We start from the raw sequence: 24,003 nt of genomic DNA on the forward strand, positions 1-24,003 counted from the left end.
ATAAAGGTTTGAAAGGCTGAGCTCCCCTAAGTGATCTAAATTTAAGTGACAACTTGGGTATGAGGGCGCCCTAATTCTGTGAATTTATTCAATACCGCTGTACGTGCATGGATCTCATTCACCTGACTCGGAAAGCTCCTTGCTGTTAATTTATCGCCTAATAATTTGATGCAATGCATCTTGGTTTCCACCAAACTTCGACGATGATAACCAGACCATTTTTTCCAAAGTGACCTTCCTAGCCGTTTGACGGTTTTCAATAACTCATTCCGCTCTATAGACCTCGCTTGCTGATCTTTCCAAGGCTTTGCATTCTTCCTGGGAGGAATCACCGCATGTGCATCTCGATCTAAAATGACTTGTCGGCAGTACTTTGTGTCATAAGCACCATCTGTATAGACAGAATCAATTTGCTCATCTAAGGGAATTTGGGCTAGTAAATCTTCGAGTACTTGTGAATCACTGACATTATTCGTTGTGAGCTGAACTGCACGTATTTCAAGAGTTTCAGCGTCTATAGCAATATGAAGCTTACGCCATTGGCGACGATATTCAGCCCCATGTTTCTTGCATTTCCATTCGCCTTCACCTAGAAACTTCAAGCCAGTAGAATCCACGAGTAGATGGAGACCATCACGACTTTTTTGATAGCTAATCGCAATATCAATATGCTTTTGTCTTCTACAAAGCGTAGTGTAATCAGGAGCTGTCCAATCTAATCCACAGAGTTTAATCAGGCTTTGAACAAAACCTGTCACCATACGTAAAGAGAGTCGAAATAGAGATTTGATCATTAAGCAGCATTGAATTGCTGTATCGGAGTAGGTTTGATTTCGACCTTGCTTGCCTTGTAATTGTGCATACCACTGAGTCTTTGGATCAAACCAAATGGAGATATTACCTCGGTTAATTAAAGCTTGATTATAGGATGACCAATTAGTTGTACGATAGATTTTAGGTGCAGGCTTCTTCATTCTGAAATTATATTGCTGAAGAAGCCTTCTAAGCTATGTTTGTGCAACAAAGCCTAGCCGAACTTAATCTCGTCCCGAACAAAGTTATAAATTTTTTTAACTTTTTCTACATCACTTAACTCATTCCATTTTCTTTGCTCTATTAAATTTTTTATTAAAAAATGGCTATAGTTTAATATAGGGGTTTCTTTCAATAATTCTTCCATAATGTTCTCTCTCATTTTAATTATCTTTATTTAAAACTATGGAGTTAGACCAAGGTCAATAAACTTTTATAATATTCTCAATGAATTAATTTATAGTGAATAACCACCAAAATTCTAGACACACATAGCCATCTTTTGATTTCTCATTTTTCATTCATTACTCAATTTTACTTTTGCTATTGCCAGGTATTATTAATGTATTAAATATTGGGTAAAGTTTATGAAGGATGGAAAAACTAAAGCTAGGAGTGACTTCAATTCAGCTTTAATTTCAATTGAAAAGAAAACCTATTCCAGTAGAGGTTATCCTTTGGTTGAAGTCAAAGGTCGAGATATCAAGGAAAAACTGTTCCTCACCAACATCTGTTTAAAATCTATGTGTCTAGTGACTGATAAAAATAGGAATTTTCAAATTTACGATGTGAAAGATATAAAAGTCCTTCACTAAATAAAGCACCAAATGGCGCTCTGTTTATGCAAAATTCTGAACCAATTTTTTAATATAAAAGCCCTCAATTGAGGGCTTTAATAACACCAATGCAGATTATTCATCCTTATTAATCTAGTTTCAGAATTGATGTCAATATATTTCCTATTAGACATAAGCACTACTCTACATGATATAAAATACCAAGTTTTGGTGATATTCAAATCATAATATTCTCTATTAAATCAAATAACTATTTAATCAGTTAGATTAAATATTCTTTATTTTATTTTTAAGGCAATATTATGTTCGGTTCAAAACGCAATTTTCTCGCAATCTTAATAATACTATCTCCCTTTACATCTGTTTCAGCATTGGCAATGCCCATTCTCCACAATCTGGATTTTCCAACTGAATCCACAAATATAAAGACTGAAAATTCCCAAAACAGTAATGATGAATTCAAACAAACTGATGTTAAAAAATCTAAATAAGCAAGAGGAAGGTATTTCATATTGGTTAAGATGCCTTCTTAACGGCTCACTTAAGGACTTGTTCTTTTTCAGGATGGGCGGCTAACCCATGCCGCTGTCTTTGCTATTTTGCTTTTGATATCGGTATTTGGAATATTCCAATGTTGATTCAATGTGATAAACCGTTCTAAATCCAGCTGCTCGGTTCTAAGGAAATTCAGCATTTCCGTAGACATATCCAGTTTTCGCGCTAACCATTGCCATTTTAAAATCGACTGAAGTAATTTTAGTGAAATAAAGTGGCGCGGCGCCTTGACCTGCAGATGCTGTGCAATCATCTGAATCAATTCCGGAAAGAAAACTTGTTCCGGATTGGCCACGAGAATTTCCTGCTGATGCGTACATGGATCTTGGGCAGCATAAATTATAGCCTCAACCAACATCGTCACCGAAACTAAAGGCAACGAGTGCTGCCGCGTTCCAGGAATAGCCGTCATTTTTCCTTGTTTCACTTGCCGTATTAGATGTGCAATCGGTTGATGAGATGGAATTTCTCCGGTTGTTTCATCACCAATAACAGTGGCTGGGTGGATAACTGTCCATGGGATATTATGCTGATTGGCATGTTTAATCCAAGTGAAATGCCCTTGTATTTTAGACGCTTCATACGCCCCCAATCTGGCATAGACCTGTGGCCAATCAGTCTGCCCAATATTCTCGCGATAAATACCCGCTGCCTGTAAGTGCGCATCCAAAGTCAGCATATAGCCTGACAGATGTACTGCCCTTTCTAATTGGCAATGCCTGCTGACACAGGCCAGCAATCGTTCCAGTCCATCAACATTGACTGCCTTAGCCTGCTGCATCGTTAAGTGCCATGCAAATAAGGCGCTGGTGTTATAAAGATAATTGACCGTTTTGAGCTGTAGCCAGTCCTGCTTAGACAGCCCTAAATTGGGCAGGGTAATATCGCCCTGAATGAAATTTAACTGTTGATGTACAATGCCCTGCTGTGTCAGCCATTGCTGAAGCTGTGGGGCCTGCTGATCGATATTACGGCATAAGGAAAATACCTGAACATTATCTCTAAGCAGGCGTGCTATGAGAAATTTACCGATAAATCCTGTTGCGCCTACTACGAGGGCTGTCTGATTTGAAGTGTGCATAAATGTGTAATCAGTCGAATTGTTCATACTTAAGCTAAAGTATGGAGTACACTCTATGGTCAAGCAGTTTTTAAAAAATTAATCCTAAAGGGACTTTACACATGCTGATTGGTGAATTATCACAACAGATGAATATGAGCCGGGATACCATCCGTTTTTATGAAAAAATGCAGCTGATCCACCCTCTGGTTCGCAATAACGGCTATAAGGATTATCCTGAACAAACGCTGCAGCAGCTGCAGCTAATACAGGTTGCGAAAAATCTGGGATTTACTCTTGCTGAGATTAGGCAGATTATCCATTTGGCGAATGAAAGTGAAATTCCTGCCGAACAGTTTCAAGCAATTCTGCAGGATAAGCTCAATACAGTTCGGAAGAAGATTGAGCAATTGCAGCAGATGCAGACGATGCTGGAAAACCTGATGGAGAGAGAACCTTGCCCATTCAAAAAAGGCTGTGATGTGACTTAAAATTCACTTTGATGATTAATTAAAAGATCATTTATAAAAATGGAACTTATAAAAATGAAACTTACACAAAATAATTTACACGCTCAAAACTGACATAATCGATGTGATACAAAATAGCCCCTGTAAGCGCCTACTTGAGAACGGCTGTGTTGCACAAATCTATCGCTAAGGGCTTATTCAGCAATATAATTCTCAAATGAATAAGCCTACACCTAAAATCTATCTCTCGATCTGGTTTGATGCCAATACTCAATGGTAGGTACAAGTAAAAGATAAACACGGACAAAATCAAACCTATTCCGATGCGGGTAGGCTATTTAAGGCTGTCTTATAATTAAGTCTCTATTTCGACGCTCTTTACGAATGGTCACTTCACTGGCTCTGTTCAGAGCCTCATTAAACTTTATTGATTAGATTGGACAGCACCAGACTACACGACCAAAAAATGGATATGCTGGCTTAATTCCCTGCTCAAGATTAGCCTTATCTGTTTTAAGTTCTAGTCGCTTGATTGATGCCCAGTGCTCACATTCTTTTGCTGTATTTCTGGTTACTGAGTATCGTTTGTTTTCAGAAGTGACCGTGATACGCCAACCTGCCCCACATTGTATGGGTTTTGGAAGTTTCATTTTTTGGTGCAGATTGGCTTTTATTCTATAGATAATATAGTCAAAGGAAATACAGGGAATTTCGTGCAGATAAAAACCAGGTTTTATGACTTTTAATTTTTACTCACCATAATAACACATTGTTTTTAAATGATTATTTTTAAAATAATTTTAACATCCGATGCTGAATTCTTTAGATACAACATAAAATCATTGTATACTACCCTTTTCTTATGAAGTTTGGATGCATCAATATTGGATTGGGCATTCTTCAAGTGAATTTCGATGAGTACCTTATTACTAATTACCTCCGCTCCGACCTCGATCTATGCCTGGCATGCCTTGGGTCTGGCTCAGGCCTTGCACGCTAAAAACCGGGCATTTCGCGTGTTTTTTTATCAGGACGGTGTCGCTGTAGCGAATGCCTTGCAATGGGTTCCAGACGATCAGCGTAACCTGACTGAAGAATGGCAAAAACTGGCAATTCGCTTACCGGTATGTGTGAGTGCTGCTTTGGCGCGTGGCATTAGCGATGAGGAAAATGCCAAACGACATCAAATTAGCCAACACAATCTTGCGCAAGGCTTTGAACTGGTTGGTCTGGGTGAACTTGCCGATGCAGTGCAATCCACACAACGTCTGATTCAATTCTAAGGCGATATTTTTTGATATTTGTGGTTTATAAAAGGCAAATTGTGTGAAATCTGTACTCGTTATTTTGACCCAAGCCAATCTGGCCAATCTGCAGGTGCATGAAAGCTTGTCTGCCACCATGGTACTGGCAACTTTTGGCTGTGAAGTGAAAGTTTTACTGCAAGATGCCGCCTTAAGTTTACTCAATGCCGAATTGCAATTCGAGCAGCTTAAACATGCCTTTAAAGTGGCATCCAATATGGTCGATAGCTTTGAATTTTATGACCTTAGCCCGATTTTGGTCGAAAACAGACATCAACATTCACACTTTGTAGCCAATGCTCAACAGGAGATTGAATTTGTTGAGTTAAATCCTGATTTCATCCAAAATTTTGATTTTGTGCTGTACTGGTAAAGTTGAAGAGTAAACTGATTATGTCGAATAAAAGCTTATATTTGGTGCAAAGTACTTTTTCAGCAACCCCGAATGTTTTGAGCAAATTGCAACAGCTTTACAGCCCTGAAGATACGGTTGTGATGATGGGTGAATCGGTCTTGCAACTGCAGCATCCTTTTCTGCAAGCATTGAACAAGGTCTATGTACTGGACACCGATGCGGAAATTCTGGCAGGACAAACCACCGAAAATTTAAAGATGATTTCTTATGCAGAATTTGCAGATCTCTGCCTGGACCATAGCCGCTGTATTCGCTTGAACTAATTTGAGATTAATGATGAATTTAGAACTCGATCAAGATGGTCACCTCGTCGATTACACCATTTGGAATGAAGCCGTGGCTCAAGAATTAGCCAATACTCTGGAGCTGCAACTTACAGCATGGCATTTTGAGGTTTTGCATGCGGTACGCCAGTTTTACCAACAGTTTGGGCATTCACCGGCAACACGCCCGCTGATCAAATTCCTGATGAAAACTGTCAGTGCCGAGATTAATAATGCCATTTTGCAAGAGCAATTTAATACCGGTCTGGTGGCACGCCATTTAAGCCGTCTGGCCGGTATTCCGAAACCGCCGAATTGCCTATAAGTTCTGAAGCTCAAGATTCAGGACGATATTTTGTGTCGTTCCAGATAGTCGTAATAATCTTGCGTCAATTCAGCTTTAACCTGCTTGGCATGTAGGGTTTCATGACATTCGGAACACACCAGTCGCGGGGTAATTTTATGACCACAGCTTTTATGCATATATTGCATGGGCTGTCCTAAACCTTCATTCATCCACTGATCTGCCCAATGCGCCATAGACATTAAAATTGGATAAAGCGCCAAACCTTTTTCAGTAAGATGATATTCGTAGCGTTCTTGACGCTCTACATAGGGCATTTTTTTCAATATGCCATGTTCGACCAGACGCTTTAAACGTTCCGACAATACATGCCGGGTGATGCCTAAATCTTGTTGAAAGGATTCAAAACGGCGCGTGCCCAAAAAGGCATTGCGCAAAATTAATAATGTCCAGCGATCACCAATCACCGATAAGGTTCTGGCAATTGAACATGGTTGCGTTCCAATCTCATCCCATTTCATAAAAAATCATCAACAAAAGTTAGCTCAGAAAAGTTACCGTATTCCTGTAAAGATGAAAAGACATGTAATCTGAATCTGCATAAAGTTTAGTTCAAATTTCCAGATTTAACCTGTAGCCAGAGCATATTTTTAGTGCCTTTTACTTACCAAACATCTTGTTTAAAATCTTGTTTAAAAATGAATTTCATCCTGATTTTCTTCAATAATTTTTAACCATGCCCGCGTAGCTGGATTCATGGCAACAGTGGTATTCCAGGCCATGCTCAGCGTCCAGTTCAGATGAGGGCTTTCCAGCAGGCTGATGTTATATTTTTTCTGATTTAGCTGTTCACAATAAATTTTGGGTAATAATGCAATCCCGACATCCGATTCGACCATTTTGGCAATAAAGTCCCATTGGCTACTTTTGCAGACCACATGCGGTTCAAAACCGACATAATTCGCTGCCTGAATAATCACATTGTTTAAACTGAAGGAATCATCATAAAGTAAAAAAGACTCTTCTTTTAATTCAATCAATTTTACGGTTTGCCGGCTCTTCCACTGGGTTTCTTTTCGAGAAAGCAAACATAAGGGCGAATCCATAATCGGGATACCGCTCAGCACAGGTTTTAAATGCCCCAGTAAAATGCCCACATCGACTTTTTTCGCCAAAATGGCCTCTTCAATTGCAGCAGCACCGACTTCCAGAAAACTTAATTCGATATGTGGATATTGCTTGTGAAACTTGGCAATTAAACTACTCAGTAAAACTGAACCTAATGGCGGTAAACCCAAGGTTAATTTGCCCTGTTTGAGCTGGCGGATTTTAGCCACGGTTTCAAAAATACGCTGTTGCTGTTCCAGTATGACCAAAGCATGCTGATACACCTGTTCACCGGTATAGGTTAAGGCAACCTCACGCTTACGCCCGGCATCTCCCTTATGAAATAAAGCCACCCCAATTTCCTGTTCCAGGTGATGTATGGCCTTACTGATGGTGGGTTGGGTCAGGCACATCTCCTCAGCAGTTCGGGTAAAACTTTGCAATTGCACAATTTTAACGAACATGGTCAGACTTTTGATATCCACCTATTATTCCATTTAAGCATAATCTTTTTTTTATTATTCATAATATGAGTACAGGGTCAAATTTAAAATAACTTCAAGTTTTTATATTTGCTGATTATGTCTACTTCCTCACGATCTTCTAAACCAATTTATATTGCCCAGGTTGTGCTACAGCTTAGTCTGCTGATCCTCATCTGGTGGCTTTCCTCACTCATTCAACAAGCGCTTGATTTACCGGTTTCTGCTGGGGTTATTGGCCTGTTACTGGTGTTCATGGCTTTGCTGAGCGGCCTGTTTAAACTGCAATGGATTAAAACCGGTTCAGATTTTATTCTCGGTGAACTGGTGCTGTTATTTATTCCCTGTGTGGTTGGCATCATTAAATATAAAGACCTGCTTTTAACTCAAGGCTGGCAACTGATTTTATCGGTGGTCATCGGCACTTTCTGCGTGATGCTGGCTACCGCCTATAGCGTATATTTCGGCTTTAAACTGGAAGCCCGTTTAAAGCATAAATCACAATCCCGACACCTGTTAGAACAGGGGAAATAACATGAACCTGACTGCGTTTATATGTTTTATCGGGACACTCATCTGTTATGTACTGGCTAAAAAACTGCATAAAAAATATCCCTATATGCTATTAGCACCGGGTATTTTTGTGCCCTTTATCCTGATGATATTGATGCTGGCCTTCAATATTTCCTACGACACCTATATGCTGGAAAATCAGTGGCTGATCTGGATGTTGGGACCTGCGACCATTGCCTTTGCTATTCCGATTTATGAATATCGTCAAGTGATTAAGGCACATGCATTGTCAATTGGTTTAGGCATTGTGGTGGGCATGATTGTCGGTGTGATCAGCGCATTTTATCTGGCAAGAGTATTTCATTTTGACCAGGCCACATCTTACAGTTTAATGGCCCGTTCCATTTCTACACCCTTTGCCATGGAACTTACTTCCCATATAGGCGGTTCGGTTGAACTGGTGATTTTATTCACCATGATTACCGGAATTGCCGGCGTAGCGATGGGCGATCTGCTTCTACTGGCACTTAAACTTAATTCACGTTTTGCCCAGGGTGCATCTTTTGGTAATGCAGCGCATGGGTTTGGGGCCAGTAAAGCGTTTATGCGTCATCGTGAGGAAGGCGTGGTCGCATGCTTGACCATGGTGCTTTCAGGCGTGTTTATGGTGCTGCTGGGACCCGCAATTGTTTCCATGGTCGTCACTTATTTATAAGTGAACATGCCTATAATGTGGAAGTGATGCTGTTGAGCTGATCAGGCTGCTCACTTCCCATTTTAAAATCATGTGATAGTTAAATAAAAAATCGCTACAACGAAGCCCAAAAGACTCACCGCCTCGCAAATTTCAATACTTGCCCCTACCGTATCCCCGGTAATACCGCCAATGCGCTGGATAAATTTGTGTCTTAAATACAGCAGGCTAGCTGTCATCACTATGGCACTCATGATGCCAGCCCATCCCCAATATACCGATGCAAGCAAACATAATGCACATACAATAAGGGCGGCAGTTTTCGGAATAAATTCTGCAATTGAAGTGCCTAAACCTTTTTGGCGCACATAAGGAGTGGTTAAAAATAAAAATAACGGAGCTAAACGACCCAATAGCGGAAATAAAATCAAGGCTGAATATAAGTGCTCTTGCAATAATACATATAGCGCAGACCATTTCAGCAGGCACAGAATAATCAAGCTGAGCACGCCAATGGGTCCGCAGCTTGGATCTTTCATAATGCTTAAAGTACGTTCAGCATCACCAAATCCGCCAACCCAGGCATCGGCCGTATCTGCCAGGCCATCCAGATGCAACCCGCCTGTCAACCAGATCCACAGTACTAAAATTAAGCTGCTCAATAAAATGACGGGAATCGCCTGTAAAAGATGGGCAAGTGCAAATAAAATCAGTCCAATTATCAGTCCAATTACAGGATAAAACAGCAAAGATTGAGCATTTTGCTGTTTGCTCGGCATCTGTTTTAATTGAACCGGAAATGTGGTTAAAAATTGCAGCGCAATAAAAAATGGCGTCATGCTGATTGCTCCACATATTCAATGCTTAAATCATCATGCAGAATAAAATGATTGAATTGCCCAAGTTCAGCAGACATTTTTAAAATATTGTCCAGTGGCTGTTTTAAAGCCAGACATTTTAACAGTTTAATCACCCCGCCATGCGTGACCACCATTGCATGTGCAAACTTGTTTTGTTGCATGGAACCTTGAATCTGTCGCATTGCATTTAAAATACGCTGCTGAAACTGCTGCATGGTTTCTGCATTTGGCGGACTAAATTGCGTCGGTGTTTCCCAGAACTGCGCCAATACCTCTGGCTGCTTTTCATAGATCTCTTGCGTAGAAACCCCTTCCCAATCGCCAAAATGCATTTCCTGTAAATTTCGATCCAGTATAAGTTCAAGCCTTAAATTGCTGGCAATTTCATCTGCAAATAAAGCGCAGCGCTGCAAAGGCGAACTAAACACAATATCCCAGGGGTTAGGTGAATTATTTTTTAAGAACTGATCTACCGTGTGGCGCATTTTCTGCCAGCCTGAATCCGTCAGGGCATCATCAGTCGAGCCACGCAAAGTATGGCTCAGCTCGGTTTCACCATGACGCAGTAGATCAATCCTGTACATCTTAAATCACCTTTAAATCCAGGCAGATTAAACTTTTTCACCCGTCACGGCAGCTTCAGCAAAAGTCGCCATGTTGTTATGCAGAATGCAGGCTAACTTGATGATTCCTAAAGCCGCACCGGCACCACTGCCTTCTCCCAGGCGTAAATTCAGCTTCAGCAACGGATTGGCATTCAGTTCCTGCAATAAACGCTGATGCCCATATTCAGCCGATTGGTGACCAAACAGCATCCATTCACGTACGGCCGGATTTAAGCGTACGGCTACCAATGCAGATGCCGTAGTAATAAAGCCATCGACCACCATAGGCAAACCCAGCTGTGCGCAGCGAATATAAGCACCGACCATTGCAGCCACTTCCAGGCCACCCACGGCGCACAAGGCTTTAAATGCATCATCGCCTACATATTCTTTGTGCAATGCTATCGCCTGGTTAATGACATTTTTTTTGTGATTGAGCTGTTCTTCACGAATGCCGGTACCCACGCCGGTCAATTGCTCGGCAGGCTCATTCAGCAAGAAACAGGCAACGGCTGAAGCAGAACAGGTATTGCCAATGCCCATTTCCCCAGCCACATAAACAGAAGCCCCAGACGCAACGGCTTGCTCTACACTTTTTGCCCCCAGCAGCATGGCTTCAGCACATTGCGCTTCGGTCATGGCCGGTTGTTTAGCGAAGTTGGCAGTACCCGGCATAATACAATGTCGTTCTACTCCTGCATATTCATAGGCATCTCCGACAGAACCACAGTCAATGACTTGCAGTTTGGCATTGTATTCTTTGGCAATCACGCTAATGCACGCACCACCACCGGTAAAATTTTGCAACATCTGCCGGGTTACCGCTTGCGGATAGGCGGAAATGTTTTCTTCCATCACCCCATGGTCACCGGCAAAAATAGTAATCCACGGTTTATCAATGTTCGGGCGCGGAGTGTTTTGCAAACTGGCCAGTTGAATCGCAACATTTTCCAGTTCGGAAAGTGAACCGGTCGGTTTGGTGAGCTGTAATTGACGCTCTGCAGCCTGTAGTCTGGCTTCTGCACTTGGCGTTTTACACGCATCTAACCACCAGTTCATTATTTCTCTCCTTTTAAAATCATTGGGAAACCTGCGACGCAAAACATCACGTTATCGGCAATCTGCCCCAACTGCTGATGCAACCGTCCGGATTCATCTACAAACTTGCGGCTGATCTCACCCATGGGAACGACGCCCAATCCGGTTTCATTGCTTACCAGAATGATTTGTGATTGTAAGCCTGGCAGCACATCGAGTAATTTTTGACATTCGGTGGCTTGCAGAGTTTTATCTTCATGCATCAATAGATTGCTCATCCATAGGGTCAGGCAATCGACTAAAATTAGCTGATTCGGTGCATCAATTTTCTGCAATCGTTCTGCCAGTAAGTAAGGTTCTTCTATCAGCTGCCAATCGGCAGGACGCTGCATCTGATGATGGGCAATTCGCTGCTGCATTTCTGTGTCTAAAGCCTGGGCCGTTGCAATGTAAGTTACAGCCAGGCCTGAATCTTGGGCAGTTTGTTCTGCCAGACGACTTTTGCCAGAACGGGCGCCGCCTAAAATGAGTTGGATCATGCATCACCCAAAATAAATTGATGGTACGGTGTTAATGGCCCCTGCAACGTTTGTGCATGATAGGTTCCAAATGTTAATTGCCGGTTCTGAAATTCAAATTGCTGCTGTGAAATATGTTGCATGCGCTCAAAAACTGCATCACTATTGATAGTATCTTTATATAAACCCAAAGTGATATGCGGACAATATTGTAAGGGTGCAACCTCTTCTGAACAGGCATATAACTGTTGACGGATCTCGGCCAGGCTTCCTTCAATATCCTCAATTTCAATAAAAAGTGCACTTTCAAAACTATTTAAGCGTCCGGACTTCAGTTTAAATGAAGATCTTTGTTGCGGCCTTAAAATTTCAATCTGCTGCTGTAATTGCTGATGGCTAAAATCGTCATCCCAAACCTGTGGGTGGGCAGTCAAAAATCCGCAAATAAATAAGGTGATATGAAACTGGCGCGTATTTGGCGCGTACAGCAAGTCGGAAAAGTGCTGACGAAGATGATGTAAATAATGCAGCAATTCGGGCTGCTGTATTTCCAGATACCAGAGTGAATAATCCGTGCGCCCTTTATGCCACTCAGGATAGTCCTGTGCAAGCGTAGGCACGACCGGCATAGAGGGTTTCAGAAACACGTAAAATTCACATTAAATTCAATTACGTTATTTAACCATGAATTTGATGCAATTGATTAAAGTATTGGTTTAACAATATTCAGCCTGTGCTGAAATTTATTCAGCTCTTTCAGCACCTTCTACTGCGAACGGCTATTTTTTACAGACCAATAGCCCTATATATTCCTCTCTTCGAGATCAGCCCGATAAATTTTTAGCCATCTGTTATATTCTCATGATTCAATGATATTTTTCTTTTCCTGCAGCAATACTTGCATTGAAAAATAGATCATTAAACCCAGCATTAAGCACAGCAAAAAATAATAGGGATAACTTTTATGCCACTGATACAGGCCGGTGCTCACTATCGGGCCTAAAACAAAACTTAAGGCTTGGGTTGCAGTACACCAGCTGGCAACCTTGGCTTGCAGGGTTTTCGGTGCATTTTGTGCCGCTCCGGTGGTAAAAGCAGGAATTAGGCATGCCACTGCAATTCCATAAAGAATATAACTGTACTGAAAAATACGGATATGCTCGGTCAGTACAGAAATGAGCAGTCCTGCGGTCATGCACAGCAGGCCCACCCATAACAGGCGATAAACGGACCATTGCAGATACTTAGAAATCAGGCTTTGATAATCACTAAGGCAATACCGACAATTAAAGAACACTGGGAAAAGTACACGGCACTTTGTGCAATGCTCATGTGAAAATGATCCTGTATATAAAAACCAGCCGTCAGATTCACTGTCACAATTGCCAAATAGAGACTAAAACCAAGCAGCAGCCAGACAAAACATTGCTGCATGGAAAAGTCCAAATCGCGACGGGTTTCCAAAGCTCAGGGGCCTGCTTTGAAGATTGCAATGAGCTGTTTCGCTCATATCCAAACACAATCACCAGACTAAACAAGCTTAAAATGATAATCGCAGCCCATAAAGGCGCCAAGATGCCCCATGCCAATAGTAAAGTTGTTAAAAAAGGCCCGACGATTACCCCTACACTATTTAAGGCACCAAATGTTGACATGGTCTGGCTGCGTTGCTGTTCATTGGTATAACGGGTCATCACATAGGTTTGTAGCGCAATTTGCGGCATAGCCATAAATCTCCCTGTTCCTGCACGCTCCGCCATGAGCAAGCCAAACAGACTGATTAACGAGACCTGAACCCACAGGCCATAAAACAGCACGACAGTAAAAATGCCCCAGGTCATGGTCATGCCCATAAAGACAAGACTAAGCAACTGGTATATCGAAAATTTATTTTGATTTTTAGAAATATAAATTGCCGCAATCGCCATCAGTAAGGCCCCACCCGATACCATGGCACCGCCTTGCAGTTCTGACAGCTTTAGTTGGCGAACCAGAGGTGCCAGCAAAGGTAAAATCATTGAAAAACTTGACCCATTGGCCAGACTTGCTGCAATGAAGATTTTGTTATTTTTATCCATTGTTTATTTTTAATTCCTAATATAGGTCTACATTTACAAGCGATTCGAGGCAGCCCATAATCCATTTTCAGGCTGTAATTGAGTCTTGTATACAATAGCTATGGCCATATATTCTGCGGGTACAGCCAAACCCTATTTAATCGTATCTTGCTAGGCTTTGTCAGTACCGCCAATTGCTAAAACATGCACAAAAAAACCCTAAATTTCTTTAGGGCTAATCAGAATCACTTCATTTGATATTTTAGAAATCTAGCACATCTGCAAACTGTGCACCCAAAACCTGCGCTAAATCTTGCGGTTTCAGACCAATATCCAGGCCTCTTTTTCCACCGCTGACATATATTTTTGGCAAGTCTTGTGCCGTAGCATCGATCACTGTTTTTAAGCGTTTCTTCTGTCCAACCGGGCTAATTCCTCCGACCAAATAGCCAGTCAAGCGTTCCGCATTTTTCGGATCGGCCATTTGCAGTTTTTTACAGCCGACTGCTGCCGCGACTTTCTTTAAATTCAATTGGTGATTTACCGGTAATACCGCGACAAAATAGTTCTTGTCATCCGTCACCAACAGCGTTTTAAAAACTTCTTCAACACTCAAACCGAGTTTTTCGGCTGCTTCCAGACCAAAACTTTTGGCATTGGCATCGTGTTCATATTCGTGGATAGAGAATTCAATTTTATTGGATTTTAAAACTTTGCAAGCAGGGGTCATTTTTTCGATAATATTAAAAACAGGTTAAATAAATTATAGGCTTTTTAAAAGTGAATGTTTAGCATGCTTAGGCTATTTTAAATTTGTGCTTAAACTTCATCAGTTTATGAAAATTGAAATTTTTCTCAGAATGTATATGTTAAAAGTCAGATGATGGATACGGCTAAAACCTAAACAAATGCCTGCTGCTATACCTATTCCACTTTCAAGCAAACCCAGCATTTTTTACAAGCTGTTATTGTGATACTTGATATTTACCCTCTTTTACTGGAAGAACGGATTTTTCCTCACCTAATCTGCTATAGCGAGATGCTTAGGCTTAGATTCAAGTGCTTCAAAGGATGATGTTTAATTTAAAAAAGAAAAGCCGACAAGAAATAGAAAGCGTGGATACGACATCCACGCTTTCTTGATGATATTAAATTGATAAGATTAAAATTAATGAGCCAAATTTCTGAAAATAAGTTTAAGGCTGTCCAACATTTTTTCAATTTGCAGCGGCGTCAAACCTTCAAAAGACTGATCTAAAACGATATGACTCAGATCGTTAATTTTTTCCACCATTTGCTCGCCCATATGAGTTAAAACGACACGGGTAATTCGCGCATCCTCTTCACAACAATAAGTATCTACCAAGCCTTCATCTTTTAAACGGTAAATAATTTTGGTCGTCGTCGACATCTTGAAAATCAACATATCCGATAAGTCGGATACACTCGCATTGGGCTTTGATTTTAAAGCTAACAAGATACGCCGACGAGAATTGTCTAAACCGTATTTTTTTAATGCATGATCCACATTCTGCACATATTGAGAATGTACTTGAGTAATCCAGTAGTATGGAAAATTATCTAAATTAAATTCAGATGCTGCGGAAAAAAATTTACTGTACTTACTTGTCATGGTCAAAAACCCCTAATCTATTGTTTTAATTAAAATAATTTTAAATTTCTTAAGTCTGTTTTAAAGTCGTTTTTTTAGCAATATATTAAATTATTTTTATTGCTTATTTGAAGCATTTATATTCTTATAAATTGATTAAAAAGTCTACAAAAATATTTAATGTTGTCCAACAGAATTCTTATAAAATAAAAAAGCCCTAATTCAACAACTGGGCTTTTTCATGATGTTTTTCATTGCACTACTATTTTAATCACTCTTCATTTTGTAGTGACAATCCAAACTTCTTGAATATCTTGGCACGGCGTTTTGGATGAATATTGGCTTTATTTAAATCGCCCTTATAGTGGTCGAAAACGCGTTTATCCATCATTTTGAACCAGAGCGATGGAATTAAAGCCGGCAATAACATGGTAGCATAACCACTCGGCAATTCAGGTGCTTCATTAAAGTGACGTAAAGCCTGAAATGGACGTGTCGGATAGGCATGATGATCGGAATGACGCTGCAACTGGTACAAAAATAGGTTGGTCGTAATATTGTTATTGTTCCAGCTATGCTCAGGCATGGTCCGTGTATAAGTCCCATCTTCCTTTTTATCGCGCATTAAACCGTAATGTTCAATATAGTTAATAATTTCAAACAAACTGATTCCATAAAATGCCTGCGTGGCCAAATAAGGAATCACGTCTTTACCAAACAGCTTCAGCATGCTGGCATGGAAAGCGGCACTCATGGCCCAGCCTTGAAACAATTCATTTTCCTTGCTAAAGAAAGATAAGCCTTTACGTTTCAAACGGTTTTTCTCAATTTCAATGGAGGATTTAATTCCACCAAATACCGTTCTTGGCCAAAACTCATAGAAAGTTTCACCCATTTTCGAAGAGGCTGGGTCTTCAGGCGTGGCCGCACGTTTATGGTGTCCATACGGATGTTCAACACGAAAGTGATTATAAAACAGCGGTGTTAATGTCGCATGGGCAAGATAATGATCCTTTTTATGCGGTCGGTGCGACAGCTCATGTGCGGTATTCACACCCACACCGTTAATCGCACCCATGGAAATACCCAGCAGGATCTGGTCGATAAAAGAAGTTTCTTTACGGCTTACCACATAACCGGCAAATAGGTTCGCCGCCATCTGCAAGGGAACAAACAATTTTACAATGCGGTCATAATAAGGGTCTGCTACCAGTGACTTGATTTCTTCATCGCCGGGATTATTACTATCATTGCCCACAATAGCATCAACAGTTGGAATAATCACATGCAGCAATAAGGGTCCCCCTAAAGCAAAGATTTTTTTCGTGGCTTTAGGACCAAACCGGTAGCCCGCCAGAATTCCCATGCCGATCACCGGTAAACCGGGACTCAGCAGCCACCAGTAGCGTTTTTTATCGAGGGCTAAACCTGAAACATTGGACAGGGTCTGAACTTTGGCTTGATTTAAATTTACTGATGCATTCATGTTAGCGATCTTCCCTATTTTTTGTTCTACCGTTATATTTCTAGAAATAGGTCATCAAGAACAGTTGTAAACGTCCAAAAAAACTATGCAAACGTCCTTGGCATATCTAGCCAATATTTGACCTGAAAACACATGCGGATATCAATCAAGGCTTTTTTATAATTTTTATTAGATGATGACAGAACGATAAGACATGGATGCCTTAAGCAAAATTTTTGACGATATTCATCTGAATAAATCGGAATACATTTATTTAAAACCGCAAGGTCACTGGGCCTATGCATATCAGGAGCAGGATGCCATGATTGGCTATGTGGTTCTGGTGGGCACCCTCAACATCCAGTTTGAATCACAAAAATTGTTGCAGCTAGAAGCAGGAGATTTAATCCTGATCCCTTCAGGACAAAGCCATATTTGCCGCAGTGATAATAAGGAAAATTTGCTTGAGGCACTGAATATTAATGATTTTTTTGATAAAAGAAGGCAAGAAACCATCGAATTTGGCAGTTCCAGTGGTGAACCTGCACTGATTCTGGCCATCCGTTGTCATATTGATACCATTATGGCACGTCCTTTACTGAATGCCCTGCCCGACTACATCCATATTCAGCATATTACCGGCAGTACCGCCCCTGAATGGCTACAAATCGGATTACATTTTTTGGCCGTAGAAGCCTATCAAATTCAACCGGGCCGCGACAAAATTCTCGATCATCTGGTCAGTATTCTGTTTATTGAATGCGTACGCGATTATATTGCCCAGTTAAGCGATTCCAATAACTGGCTACGGGCACTTTCCCATACCGAACTGGCCAATGCTTTAGCTGCGATTCACGGCAAACCGGAACAGGCCTGGACGGTAGAAAGTCTGGCTGAACAATGCTGCATGTCCCGCTCCAAGTTCGCCACCTTGTTTAGCAGCATAGTCGGTGAAACCCCACTGGCTTATCTACAGCAATACCGTTTCCGTTTGGCATCGCAGCATTTACGTGAAGGACAATTATCCATACAGCAGATTGCCCATCGGGTCGGCTATTCTTCCGAAACGGCCTTTAGCCAGACCTTTAAACGCCTGTTTGATTTAACCCCGAGTCAATATCGCCAGCAGTTCCATTAAGTTATGCCTGGTCAGCTGTACCTGCATTCAAAATATTTAGAATCGCCTGAACTGGATCTTCACTATTTCCTGAAAGTAACTGCTTGTGCATGGTGATGTGCTGCATGGCCTGGATTTGTGCGGTTTCAACATTCATCAGTTTTTCAATTTCGGTAGCCAAATTTTCTGGTGTCGCATCATGCTGAATTAATTCCCGAATGACTTTTTTGCCCGCAATAATATTCGGCAAGGAATAATATGGAATCTTGATCAGGAACTTGACCAGATGATAGGTCAGCCAGTTCAGTTTATAGAAAGTCACCATCGGGCGATGTAACAGCATGGCTTCCAGTGTTGCCGTTCCCGAAGCCAAGGCCACAATATTGGACGCATTCATCACCTGACGGCCAATTTTCGATTCCGTATCGGTATTTTCCAGCAAACAGACTTTAGCCACCAAACCAGCAGGATATTGTTGCAGCAATGCTTCAATCTGCTGTTTGCGTGCATCGTTAATTGCAGGAATCAGAAACACATATTCAGGGTGCTTTTGACTCACGATTTCGGCTGCATCAAGTACCAATGGACCCAATCTTTCAATTTCACCACGGCGGCTACCTGGTAACAGTGCAATATGTTTATGTTCCACATTCAAGCCCAGCTCCTGCTTGGCTTCAATCAGTGGATTCTGTAAAGGCAACTGACTGGCCAATGGATGCCCGACAAAGGCTGCCGGCACATCAAATTTTTTATAAAAGGTTTTTTCAAAAGGAAATAAACACAGCACCAGATCAATACTGGCTTTAATGCCATGTACCCGCCCCTGACGCCATGCCCACACCGAAGGACTGACATATTGCACGGTTTTGATAGGCAGATTTTTCTGTTTCAGGCTTTTAGATAACCTTAAATTAAAGTCTGGCGCATCAATACCGACAAAGACATCCACCGGTTCTTTGCTCCAGATTTCAAGCAAGCCATCACGCACTGCAAAAAGTTTTTTAAGATCTTTTAAAACTTCTACAATGCCCATAACAGACAAAATATCCATCGGATAATAGCTTTTGAAACCTTCAGCAATCATCTGCGGACCACCGATGCCTTCAAATTCGGCATCTATGCCTTGCTCACGAAAACTACGGATCAGCTTAGCGCCCAGGGTATCGCCTGAAACCTCACCAACCACCATCCCAATTTTTAGTTTTCTATTTTGCAAGTGCGTTCCCCATACATCCTTCGGCTGAATAGTTCAATATTTTAGCATAGTCCTTTGGCTTTACATGACTAAGCATTAATCTCTTTAAACGATAGCAACGCAATCAATTTAATTGCCGTGTAGGGGAAAAATTTGCGTTCGATACATACTTGGCTTCAACAGCAGGTTTTACAATTTTTTTAGACACGGTGGCGATGGGCAAACAAACATTAGGCAAACAAATATTTTATTTTCAGCCTGATATTCTGCATTAATGTTCAGTTCTTCATTCTTATCCTTTGTCTCAATATAGGGTTCCCGCTTAACTTAAAACCATAACGCTACAGCAGCCACCAGTTCTGGTTTTAAAGGCAAATCGCTTCATGGATATTTCATGAAAAAATAGACTGCAAATTTTACCTATATGAACAGTTCCACTATAAAAAAGGCGATCGAAACTTTTTATGAAAATAGCATCCCATAACAGTCGCCCAGATATCGTCTAAATTAAACTGCCATATAATCAATTTTTATTATTTCGTTTTATATTTAAAGAATTCATATCCTGCTGAATTTTCTATGTTTAATACTCTTATTGATACAAAAGCCTAAACGCACCGAATAAGGTAAAAGAAGAAATATCCATCCTGCTTTATCTCTTTTTAGAATAAGCAAATCAATAATCAAGACAACGACTTATATGGAAAAGTCATAACATATGCACGTTTTTTGATATTTGGCATATAACCATGTTTGGTCCATTGGAATTTATTTTAGCGGGTGTTTTGGTCGGTTTCTGCGTGGGAATTACAGGTGTAGGTGGCGGTTCTTTAATGACTCCCATCCTGATTAGCCTGTTTCGAATCGAGCCGCACATAGCCATTGGCACCGACTTGCTGTATGCCGCAATTTCAAAATTCTGCGGGTCTCTGGTTCATGCAAAAAAAATGAATATTGTCTGGCCAATTGTAATCTGGCTTGCTGTAGGCAGTATTCCTGCCTCATTTGCAACGCATTGGGTACTAGAAAACTATCTCAGCCAATCAAGTAGCTACAAAGCTGTCTTGACCATGGTCCTGGGCTTTATGTTGACCCTGACCGGTGTTTCTATCGTGTTCCGCGGTCATATTGAACGCTTCTTTAACAAGCTGCGTAAAGATGTCCTTTTGGATATGACCCAGGATCTGGAAAAGGTCAATCTGCAAGCCAAAGACAAACGTGCTTATATCGTGATTATGGGCATTGTATTGGGTATATTCGTTACCTTATCTTCAGTCGGTGCTGGTGCATTCGGTATTATGGCACTGGTGCTGATGTTTCCCAATTTACCGATGATCCGTATTATCGGTTCCGATGTTGTGCATGCTGTATTGTTGACTTTGGTTGCAGGTCTTGGACACATGAGTTCCGGTAATGTCGATTTACACTTGCTTGGCTGGTTATTGGTCGGTTCCATTCCTGCAATTGTGGTGGGTACTTTAATCAGTTCTCGTCTGCCTGAGAAAATTATCCGTAAGATTCTGGGTATTACCCTATTTGCATTAGGCATGAATTTCATGCTGCACCCGGTCAAGGCAAAACCTGTTGCAAAACCGGCTACGGCGCAAGTGATCATTGTTGAAAAATCGGCGCTTGTTTAATTTAACTATACGATTCATCACTTTTTTTTGACCTATATATTGATCTTTTTTATAACATTGTGAACGTATATTCGTGTTATATTCGGGTTATGAAATAAACTTTTGTATGATCGAACCAGTGACGGCAATGAATACACTACAGTCAAAACCTATTACACAATCTGACATCGACGACGTGAATGTACAAAGCATTCAGCCTCTTGTGACTCCAGCTGAATTAAAAAAAGAGTTACCTCTGACTGAGCATGCCTATCAAACCGTCCTTAAAGGCCGTGAAACTATTCGCAATATCCTGGATGGTAAAGACAAACGCTTATTTGTCGTTATTGGTCCTTGCTCAATTCATGATACTGTCGCTGCGCACGAATATGCCGATCGTCTCAAAGTTTTAAGCGAAAAAGTCAAAGACAGCCTTTATATTGTCATGCGCGTTTATTTCGAAAAACCGCGTACCACAGTAGGCTGGAAAGGTCTGATTAATGACCCTGACATGAATGACTCTTTCAATATTGAAAAAGGTCTTCGTATTGGTCGTCAGCTTTTGGTTGAACTGAATGAAAAAGGATTGCCATGTGCCACTGAAGCACTCGATCCAAACTCACCACAATATTATCAAGACCTGATTTCATGGTCAGCGATTGGGGCACGTACCACTGAAAGCCAGACGCACCGTGAAATGTCTTCAGGTTTATCTTCTCCGGTAGGCTTTAAAAACGGTACCGATGGCGGCTTAACCGTAGCAACCAATGCCATGCAGTCGGTTAAACATGGCCATAGTTTCCTTGGCCTGAATGACCAAGGTCAGGTATCGGTGATTCGTACCAGCGGGAACCCGTATGCACATGTGGTACTGCGTGGTGGTAATGGCAAGCCGAATTACGATGCAGGTTCTGTTGCAGAAGCTGAAAATGCCTTGGCCAAAGCCAAAGTCAGCAACAAGATCATGATTGATGCCAGCCACGCCAACTCCAACAAAGATCCGTACCTGCAACCACTGGTATTGAAAAACATCACTGAACAGATTCAGGATGGCAACAAGTCCATTGTCGGCATTATGGTGGAAAGTCATCTGAAAGGTGGTCGTCAGGATATTCCTGACAATCTGGATGATCTGGAATATGGAAAATCAGTGACTGACGGCTGTATCGATTGGGAAACCACTGAAAAAGCCCTGCTCGATATGCATGAAGCATTGAAAGACGTTTTACCAAATCGCTAAGAGATTTAAAACGCCATCTGAACAGATGGCGTTTCTACTTTAACCTTTGGAATTTTTTCTTATGAATGAAATTGAAAATGCCCTTAGCCATATTGAAAATTTCCAGTTTATTCACGAGCATCTATTCACTTCTGCTCAGCCTACGGCGGAACAGCTCAAGCTGATTAAAGAATATGGAATTACGACCATTGTAAATCTGGCATTGTCTGATGCCGAGCCGCATCTAGACCATGAAGATAAGATTTGTTTAGGTTTAGGCTTAAATTATATTAAGCTGCCCATTTCAGCAGAAACGCCTTCTGATGACCAGTGTTTACTGGTACTGGACCTGCTCAATCATTTAGTACAGGAACAGATGGTTTGGGTTCACTGTGCAACCAACCATCATGTCAGCAGCCTGATGTATTTATATCGTCAATATTATATGGATATGGACATGCCTACGGCACAGGAGTTAATGCACAGTATTTGGGAACCGAATGAAACCTGGACCGGTTTAATCCATGCAGTAGCCCTACAACTGCAAGGTCGTAAAGCTACCCAGGAGTTACAACAGTCATTGAGCCAACCAGATCATTTTGCCTGATGGGAAATCAGTACTGTTGCCATCGATAGAATTCCTTCCTGACGTCCAGTAAACCCCAGTTTTTCGGTAGTCGTTGCCTTTACACTAATCTGGGTCACTTCTACATCCAGAACGTCTGCAATACTTTGGCGCATTTCCAGATTATGTTTGGCCAGCTTTGGCCGCTCACAAGCCACGGTAATATCTGCGTTATTCAATACATAGCCACGGTCTAGAATCAGCTGGTAAACATGTTTTAGCAATACCCGGCTGTCTGCTCCCTTAAATTTTGCATCGGTATCGGGAAAATGCTGTCCAATATCGCCCAAAGCTAAAGCACCCAACAAGGCATCACAGAGTGCATGCAATATCACATCACCATCCGAATGTGCTTTTAAGCCATGCGTATGCGGAATATTGACCCCAGCCAAAGTAACAAAATCCCCTTTTTCAAAGGCATGTACATCCATTCCCTGACCAATTCGAATTTGTGCGACCACGTTAAGCATCCTTAAGAAATAAATAATTGAGATGTTGTATTCACGCTTTCTATTTCGCTATAGTTACAGCAGCGCAACATAGTGAAATTATAAGCGATCATGCTGGTGAATACCGATATTAATCTCATTAAAACATTAGGCACATTATTCAGTATTGGCTGTTTGTGCTCAACCATGGCATATGCTCAAGACATTGACTGTACACGGCCTGATACAGCCTCAATGAAAAAAATTTGCGCTGATAATTTTGCGGAATCGCGAGAAAAACTGAGTAACCACTATATCACCGCCTTTTTGGTCAGCGATGCACCGGTTCGCTTACTGGAAGATACCCATCATTTATGGTTTAAACGTTTACAACTCTGTAAAAATCTGGACTGTTATAAACAGCAATTTGAAATACGCATTGAAGATCTGAATTTTTATACCTCATTAAACCAGAGCCTGACCAATCATTATTTAAAATTTGAAAATGGTCAATTCGCCACTCAGCCTGTACATTTACAGGTACACCAACTCACCAAAGATAAAATTAAAATTGAAGGCATCGCCTACCGTAATCCAAACAATAAACTGGAAACACAAACGATCCCCTTTCTAGCCTATACCACGGCTGACCAGAAAAGTGAGATTGTCGATAACGAACATGATTGCAAATACCATTTCGACTTTAACAAGGCGATTTTATCTGTAAAAACAGAGCAAAAAGGCTGTGAACGTTTTGCAGGTATATACCGGCTTTATGATTAAAAAGATTGAATTTAGTGCATAAAAAACAGAGGTGATTAGTCCTCTGTTTTTTATTCAAATCTTAAAATTATTCTAACTACATCAC

Annotated in this window: 27 protein-coding genes and 3 pseudogenes; 12 read left to right on the forward strand and 18 right to left on the reverse strand. The window is 41.1% G+C overall.

The window, feature by feature from the left end; genetic code table 11:
• Positions 1 to 41: 41 nt before the first annotated feature.
• The 4 genes and pseudogenes from H4I94_RS04635 to H4I94_RS04650 form a co-directional block, all read right to left on the reverse strand.
• Positions 42 to 974: an IS5 family transposase gene (locus H4I94_RS04635; protein WP_261181941.1), complete on the reverse strand. Its 933-nt coding sequence runs from the start codon at positions 972 to 974 to the stop codon at positions 42 to 44.
• Positions 975 to 1,030: 56 nt separating this feature from the next.
• Positions 1,031 to 1,180: pseudogene (locus tag H4I94_RS04640) on the reverse strand (transglutaminase); the annotation flags it as partial.
• A gap of 719 nt (positions 1,181 to 1,899) precedes the next feature.
• Positions 1,900 to 2,121, reverse strand: a complete 222-nt coding sequence (locus H4I94_RS04645) for a hypothetical protein (RefSeq protein WP_261181943.1) — start codon at positions 2,119 to 2,121, stop codon at positions 1,900 to 1,902.
• 48 nt (positions 2,122 to 2,169) lie between these two features.
• The gene (locus H4I94_RS04650; RefSeq protein ID WP_261181944.1) at positions 2,170 to 3,246 is read right to left on the reverse strand and encodes an SDR family oxidoreductase; all 1,077 of its coding nucleotides are present in this window, start codon (positions 3,244 to 3,246) and stop codon (positions 2,170 to 2,172) included.
• A 101-nt stretch (positions 3,247 to 3,347) separates the two neighbouring features.
• On the opposite strand from H4I94_RS04650, the gene H4I94_RS04655 reads away from it, so the two are divergent.
• Positions 3,348 to 3,716: a MerR family transcriptional regulator gene (locus H4I94_RS04655; RefSeq protein WP_261181945.1), complete on the forward strand. Its 369-nt coding sequence runs from the start codon at positions 3,348 to 3,350 to the stop codon at positions 3,714 to 3,716.
• A 443-nt stretch (positions 3,717 to 4,159) separates the two neighbouring features.
• On the opposite strand, the pseudogene H4I94_RS16250 reads toward H4I94_RS04655, so the two are convergent.
• Positions 4,160 to 4,345 (reverse strand): annotated as a pseudogene (locus tag H4I94_RS16250) (site-specific integrase); the annotation flags it as partial.
• A gap of 264 nt (positions 4,346 to 4,609) precedes the next feature.
• On the opposite strand from H4I94_RS16250, the gene tusD reads away from it, so the two are divergent.
• The 4 genes from tusD to H4I94_RS04675 are packed head-to-tail and all read left to right on the forward strand — an operon-like array spanning position 4,610 to position 6,002.
• Complete coding sequence (gene tusD / locus H4I94_RS04660) at positions 4,610 to 4,978, forward strand: sulfurtransferase complex subunit TusD (RefSeq protein WP_261181946.1); 369 nt, start codon at positions 4,610 to 4,612, stop codon at positions 4,976 to 4,978.
• A gap of 43 nt (positions 4,979 to 5,021) precedes the next feature.
• Positions 5,022 to 5,372: a hypothetical protein gene (locus H4I94_RS04665; RefSeq protein ID WP_261181948.1), complete on the forward strand. Its 351-nt coding sequence runs from the start codon at positions 5,022 to 5,024 to the stop codon at positions 5,370 to 5,372.
• Positions 5,373 to 5,392: 20 nt separating this feature from the next.
• Positions 5,393 to 5,677 carry a DsrH/TusB family sulfur relay protein gene (locus tag H4I94_RS04670; protein ID WP_261181949.1) on the forward strand — a complete coding sequence of 95 codons (285 nt, stop codon included), beginning with the start codon at positions 5,393 to 5,395 and terminating at the stop codon, positions 5,675 to 5,677.
• 13 nt (positions 5,678 to 5,690) lie between these two features.
• Positions 5,691 to 6,002, forward strand: a complete 312-nt coding sequence (locus H4I94_RS04675) for a TusE/DsrC/DsvC family sulfur relay protein (RefSeq protein WP_261181996.1) — start codon at positions 5,691 to 5,693, stop codon at positions 6,000 to 6,002.
• 17 nt (positions 6,003 to 6,019) lie between these two features.
• Here the strand turns inward: H4I94_RS04675 and H4I94_RS04680 are convergent, their stop codons facing one another.
• Complete coding sequence (locus tag H4I94_RS04680; RefSeq protein ID WP_261181950.1) at positions 6,020 to 6,502, reverse strand: winged helix-turn-helix transcriptional regulator; 483 nt, start codon at positions 6,500 to 6,502, stop codon at positions 6,020 to 6,022.
• A gap of 171 nt (positions 6,503 to 6,673) precedes the next feature.
• Entirely contained in the window at positions 6,674 to 7,573 is a 900-nt protein-coding gene (locus H4I94_RS04685; RefSeq protein WP_261181952.1) for a LysR family transcriptional regulator, read from the reverse strand.
• Between the two features lie 96 nt (positions 7,574 to 7,669).
• On the opposite strand from H4I94_RS04685, the gene H4I94_RS04690 reads away from it, so the two are divergent.
• Together H4I94_RS04690 and H4I94_RS04695 are read left to right on the forward strand one after the other, a co-directional pair.
• Positions 7,670 to 8,104 (forward strand): CidA/LrgA family protein, encoded by a 435-nt coding sequence (locus tag H4I94_RS04690; protein WP_131272812.1) that lies wholly within the window; start codon positions 7,670 to 7,672, stop codon positions 8,102 to 8,104.
• Position 8,105: 1 nt separating this feature from the next.
• Complete coding sequence (locus H4I94_RS04695; RefSeq protein ID WP_261181954.1) at positions 8,106 to 8,798, forward strand: LrgB family protein; 693 nt, start codon at positions 8,106 to 8,108, stop codon at positions 8,796 to 8,798.
• Positions 8,799 to 8,866: 68 nt separating this feature from the next.
• Here the strand turns inward: H4I94_RS04695 and H4I94_RS04700 are convergent, their stop codons facing one another.
• From H4I94_RS04700 to H4I94_RS04740, 9 genes and pseudogenes are all read right to left on the reverse strand, one after another.
• Positions 8,867 to 9,616: an adenosylcobinamide-GDP ribazoletransferase gene (locus H4I94_RS04700; protein WP_261181955.1), complete on the reverse strand. Its 750-nt coding sequence runs from the start codon at positions 9,614 to 9,616 to the stop codon at positions 8,867 to 8,869.
• Positions 9,613 to 10,221, reverse strand: a complete 609-nt coding sequence (locus H4I94_RS04705) for a histidine phosphatase family protein (RefSeq protein WP_261181956.1) — start codon at positions 10,219 to 10,221, stop codon at positions 9,613 to 9,615. The genes H4I94_RS04700 and H4I94_RS04705 overlap by 4 nt, the downstream gene beginning before the upstream one ends.
• Positions 10,222 to 10,248: 27 nt before the next feature.
• Complete coding sequence (cobT, locus tag H4I94_RS04710; protein ID WP_261181958.1) at positions 10,249 to 11,301, reverse strand: nicotinate-nucleotide--dimethylbenzimidazole phosphoribosyltransferase; 1,053 nt, start codon at positions 11,299 to 11,301, stop codon at positions 10,249 to 10,251.
• Positions 11,301 to 11,819, reverse strand: a complete 519-nt coding sequence (gene cobU, locus H4I94_RS04715) for a bifunctional adenosylcobinamide kinase/adenosylcobinamide-phosphate guanylyltransferase (RefSeq protein WP_261181959.1) — start codon at positions 11,817 to 11,819, stop codon at positions 11,301 to 11,303. The genes cobT and cobU overlap by 1 nt, the downstream gene beginning before the upstream one ends.
• Positions 11,816 to 12,445 carry a 2'-5' RNA ligase family protein gene (locus H4I94_RS04720; RefSeq protein WP_409449182.1) on the reverse strand — a complete coding sequence of 210 codons (630 nt, stop codon included), beginning with the start codon at positions 12,443 to 12,445 and terminating at the stop codon, positions 11,816 to 11,818. The genes cobU and H4I94_RS04720 overlap by 4 nt, the downstream gene beginning before the upstream one ends.
• A gap of 212 nt (positions 12,446 to 12,657) precedes the next feature.
• Positions 12,658 to 13,876, reverse strand: a pseudogene (locus tag H4I94_RS04725) (MFS transporter).
• Positions 13,877 to 14,117: 241 nt separating this feature from the next.
• Entirely contained in the window at positions 14,118 to 14,585 is a 468-nt protein-coding gene (gene ybaK, locus H4I94_RS04730; RefSeq protein ID WP_261181961.1) for a Cys-tRNA(Pro) deacylase, read from the reverse strand.
• A gap of 438 nt (positions 14,586 to 15,023) precedes the next feature.
• The gene (locus tag H4I94_RS04735; RefSeq protein WP_092819683.1) at positions 15,024 to 15,488 is read right to left on the reverse strand and encodes a MarR family winged helix-turn-helix transcriptional regulator; all 465 of its coding nucleotides are present in this window, start codon (positions 15,486 to 15,488) and stop codon (positions 15,024 to 15,026) included.
• Positions 15,489 to 15,738: 250 nt separating this feature from the next.
• Positions 15,739 to 16,953: an alkane 1-monooxygenase gene (locus H4I94_RS04740; RefSeq protein ID WP_261181962.1), complete on the reverse strand. Its 1,215-nt coding sequence runs from the start codon at positions 16,951 to 16,953 to the stop codon at positions 15,739 to 15,741.
• A 193-nt stretch (positions 16,954 to 17,146) separates the two neighbouring features.
• Here H4I94_RS04740 and H4I94_RS04745 point away from each other — a divergent pair, with 193 nt between their 5' ends.
• Positions 17,147 to 18,070, forward strand: a complete 924-nt coding sequence (locus H4I94_RS04745; RefSeq protein ID WP_092819685.1) for a cupin domain-containing protein — start codon at positions 17,147 to 17,149, stop codon at positions 18,068 to 18,070.
• A gap of 1 nt (position 18,071) precedes the next feature.
• Here H4I94_RS04745 and lpxB read toward each other — a convergent pair whose 3' ends face one another.
• Positions 18,072 to 19,265 carry a lipid-A-disaccharide synthase gene (lpxB, locus tag H4I94_RS04750; RefSeq protein WP_261181963.1) on the reverse strand — a complete coding sequence of 398 codons (1,194 nt, stop codon included), beginning with the start codon at positions 19,263 to 19,265 and terminating at the stop codon, positions 18,072 to 18,074.
• A 728-nt stretch (positions 19,266 to 19,993) separates the two neighbouring features.
• Between lpxB and H4I94_RS04755 the strand changes: the two genes are divergently transcribed.
• The 3 genes from H4I94_RS04755 to H4I94_RS04765 all read left to right on the forward strand — a co-directional run bounded on the left by H4I94_RS04755 (position 19,994) and on the right by H4I94_RS04765 (position 22,689).
• Positions 19,994 to 20,884, forward strand: a complete 891-nt coding sequence (locus H4I94_RS04755) for a sulfite exporter TauE/SafE family protein (RefSeq protein ID WP_261181964.1) — start codon at positions 19,994 to 19,996, stop codon at positions 20,882 to 20,884.
• 127 nt (positions 20,885 to 21,011) lie between these two features.
• Positions 21,012 to 22,103: a 3-deoxy-7-phosphoheptulonate synthase gene (locus H4I94_RS04760; RefSeq protein ID WP_131272825.1), complete on the forward strand. Its 1,092-nt coding sequence runs from the start codon at positions 21,012 to 21,014 to the stop codon at positions 22,101 to 22,103.
• Between the two features lie 61 nt (positions 22,104 to 22,164).
• Positions 22,165 to 22,689, forward strand: a complete 525-nt coding sequence (locus H4I94_RS04765) for a protein tyrosine phosphatase family protein (RefSeq protein ID WP_092819689.1) — start codon at positions 22,165 to 22,167, stop codon at positions 22,687 to 22,689.
• Here H4I94_RS04765 and ispF read toward each other — a convergent pair.
• Complete coding sequence (gene ispF / locus H4I94_RS04770) at positions 22,677 to 23,168, reverse strand: 2-C-methyl-D-erythritol 2,4-cyclodiphosphate synthase (RefSeq protein ID WP_261181965.1); 492 nt, start codon at positions 23,166 to 23,168, stop codon at positions 22,677 to 22,679. The two genes, H4I94_RS04765 and ispF, sit on opposite strands and share 13 nt — an antisense overlap.
• 99 nt (positions 23,169 to 23,267) lie before the next feature.
• Here ispF and H4I94_RS04775 point away from each other — a divergent pair, with 99 nt between their 5' ends.
• On the forward strand, positions 23,268 to 23,918 hold the full coding sequence (locus H4I94_RS04775) for a hypothetical protein (protein WP_261181966.1): 651 nt from the start codon (positions 23,268 to 23,270) through the stop codon (positions 23,916 to 23,918).
• Positions 23,919 to 24,003 lie beyond the last annotated feature (85 nt).

The organism is Acinetobacter sp. T_3_1 (genome assembly GCF_025377055.1).
Lineage (GTDB): Bacteria > Pseudomonadota > Gammaproteobacteria > Pseudomonadales > Moraxellaceae > Acinetobacter > Acinetobacter kookii.